The 2875-nt window shown below is 68.1% G+C and carries 3 protein-coding genes; 2 read left to right on the forward strand and 1 reads right to left on the reverse strand.

What is annotated here, in order from left to right:
- Positions 1 to 80: 80 nt before the first annotated feature.
- Positions 81 to 1169 carry an IS110 family transposase gene (locus BJF81_RS11805; protein WP_269087332.1) on the forward strand — a complete coding sequence of 363 codons (1089 nt, stop codon included), beginning with the start codon at positions 81 to 83 and terminating at the stop codon, positions 1167 to 1169.
- Positions 1170 to 1308: 139 nt separating this feature from the next.
- Here the strand turns inward: BJF81_RS11805 and BJF81_RS11810 are convergent, their stop codons facing one another.
- A complete protein-coding gene (locus tag BJF81_RS11810) occupies positions 1309 to 1926 on the reverse strand; it encodes a GNAT family N-acetyltransferase (RefSeq protein WP_158068675.1) in 618 nt (205 codons plus the stop codon).
- Positions 1927 to 2278: 352 nt separating this feature from the next.
- Here BJF81_RS11810 and BJF81_RS11815 point away from each other — a divergent pair, with 352 nt between their 5' ends.
- Positions 2279 to 2737, forward strand: a complete 459-nt coding sequence (locus tag BJF81_RS11815; RefSeq protein ID WP_075958511.1) for a GNAT family N-acetyltransferase — start codon at positions 2279 to 2281, stop codon at positions 2735 to 2737.
- The last annotated feature ends 138 nt before the right edge of the window (positions 2738 to 2875 follow it).

The raw sequence follows: 2875 nt of genomic DNA on the forward strand, positions 1-2875 counted from the left end.
ACAGTTCCAGCGTCGCTCCCGCGGCCTCATCGGGCTTCAGCCCCCCTGCGGGCTGGCCTCACACCCGCAGACGCCCCCAGATCAGCGATTCCCTAGACCCGGCCGAGGCGGCCGCGCAGGTGCTGGTCGGCATCGAGACGGACCGGGGCCCCTGGGTCGGTGCCCTGGTCGCGGCGGGATACACCGTGTACGGGCTGAACCCCAAGTCGGTCGCCCGGTACCGGGAGCGGCACTCCACCTCCGGGGCGAAGTCGGACACCGCGGATGCGCACCTGCTGGCCGAGATCGTCCGCCTGGACCGGGCCCACCACCGCCCGGTCGCCGGCGACAGCGCCACCGGAGAGGCGGTCAAGGTCACCGCCCGAGCGCACCAGTCGATGATCTGGGACCGGACCCGCCACGTGCTGCGCCTGCGCGCCGCACTGCGGGACTTCTTCCCCGCGGCTCTGTCCGCGTTCGAGGACCTGGACGAGCCGGACACGCTCGTCTTGTTGGCCCAGGCACCCGACCCGGACAGCGCCTCGAGGCTGTCTAGGGCCAAGGTCGTGCGTGCGCTGACCGCGGCGAACCGGCGCGACGTCACCGCTCGCTCGGAGAAGATCCGGCAGATCCTGACTACCCCGGAGCTGCGGCAGCCGGACCCCATACAGGACGCCTACGCGGCGATCGTGAGCTCAGAGGTCGCGCTCATCACCGTCCTGAACACCCAGATCGAACGGCTCGGGCAGGTGGTGGCCGAGCATTTTGGCCGGCACCGGGACGCTGACATCTACACCAGCCTGCCCGGCCTGGGTGTGATCCTCGGCGCCCGGATCCTCGGCGAGTTCGGCGACGACCCCCACCGCTACGCCGACGCCAAAGGCCGCAAGGCCTACGCCGGCACCGCCCCGATCACGAGAGCGTCAGGGACCAGACGCGTGGTACTCGCCCGGTACGCCCGCAACCGCCGCCTCGGCGATGCCCTGCAGCAGTGGGCCTTCTGCTCCATGCGCGGCTCCGCCGGTGCCCGCGCCTACTATCAGGCCCTCCGCAGACGAGGCGTCGGGCACCAAGCCGCTCTACGCCAGCTGGCCAACCGCTGGGTCGGCATCCTCCACGGCTGCCTGCGCTACCGGACCTTCTACGACGAGAACACTGCCTGGCAACAGCACCTCAACACCGCCGCTTGACAGAACCAGAACCTGGGATGTCTGCCGCGTGCAGGCAGCACATTGTTGGAGATCGGGGTGTCGCTCGCCCTGTGGTGAGGTCACCCCTCCCAGGCCTTCGGAGGGTCCTGCCCCAGCGCCATGCGGGGAGGCTCGATCGTCAACCTGGGCGACGCGCCTGCTCGACATCGCGGAGCAGGGCGGCGCTCACATCCTCCCACCGGCCCTGCGGCTCGCGGGGCATGCCCGGCTCCAGGACCGAATGCCACCCGTCGCGCATCACCCCCCGGTGGTTGAGCAGGGCGGGCACAGACAGTGGTCGAGGAAAGCCGTTGCGCCACATGGGCTTGTAGCTGGCGACATTGCCAATGTTGGCCTGCCAGACCAGCAACTCCCAGCCGAGGACGTCGAAGGCGTGGTCGACCGCGAGGGTCACTGCGGCGGTCATGATGCCCCGCCCCCGGAATCGTGGATGAGTGACGTAACCGACGTCGCCCGAGGCGTGCTCCCCCTCGCCACCGCCGGATCGCAGGTCGATCGTGCCCGCATACTGCCCGTCCGCCTCGATCGCCCAGGAGATCTGCTCAGCGGACGGCTCGATGATCTGCTCGAGGTAGTCCCGCGCCATGTCCTCGGTGTACCCCGTCGGCACGGTCGTCCACCGGACCGACTCGGGGTCCAGGCACCGCTCCAGCACCGGTCGCAGGTCCGCCATCGTGTGCGGGCGCAGCGTCACCACGCCGCCGGCGAGGACGGGTGTCTGGAGCGGTTCAGGCATGGGCGAAAGCATAGACATACCGACCACGGAGGCTAGGTTTGGGTGCCCGGGCCTCTAGCTAGCGTTGTTACCGGTTCCGCGCCAAGATCTTTCCGGACTCCCTTCCATGAGCGCCTCGTCGAGCAGGCTGCCGACGTGGGACGACGCGCGGTTACATGTTCCGGATGAACGGCAACCAGGCGGTGGAAGAGCCATAGCGAATCCGAAAACCGTGCTCCTACGCCTCGGGTGACAAGCGTCCGGTTTTGCCGCCGGTCGGTCGCTCCCGACTGACCGGAGGTGTTCCCCGGAACACTCGTGCGCGAGCCGTTAATCGTGTGTCGTCGCAGATGCGCTCTGGCAGGCTTAGGCCATGGGATGGATCTGTCGTCCGGACTCGCAGGTGCCGGAAGCGGCGGAGCGACTTCTGGCGAGGGTGCCTGAGTGGTTCGGTCTCCCGGAGGCGAACGCTGACTACATCGAAGCGGCTCGTACCAAGGAGACGTGGACGGTCCGCGATGACGGCGGGAACGTCATCGGGCTCACTTTGGTCGATCGTCACTTCCCGCACGTGGCTGAGCTCCACCTCATGGTTGTCGACCGCGACCATCACGGTCAGGGTGTCGGAACCGCCATGGTCCAGGCCGTCGAACAGGACGCGCGGGAACGCGGTGTTCAGCTGCTCGAGGTGAAGACGTTGGGCGGCTCACATCCGGACCCCGGGTACGCGCGCACCCGTCACTTCTACGAGCAGGCCGGGTTTCTCCCGCTTGAGGAGACCGACCTGTGGGGTGAAGCGAATCCCTGCCTCTTCATGGTCAAGCCGCTCTGAGACCTAAGCCCGGCCAACTCGAGAGCCGGCATCCGGATTTGCCGCTGTGCGGGCTTTGCTGGTTCGGCGCCGTTGCGTCGAACTGCACATCGCCTTGGGCTCCTTCGCTTCACCAACGAGGCTGATATGGAGGGTCTG

It is taken from the genome of Ornithinimicrobium sp. CNJ-824, from assembly GCF_001942405.1.
Taxonomy (GTDB): Bacteria; Actinomycetota; Actinomycetes; order Actinomycetales; family Dermatophilaceae; genus Ornithinicoccus; species Ornithinicoccus kibberensis.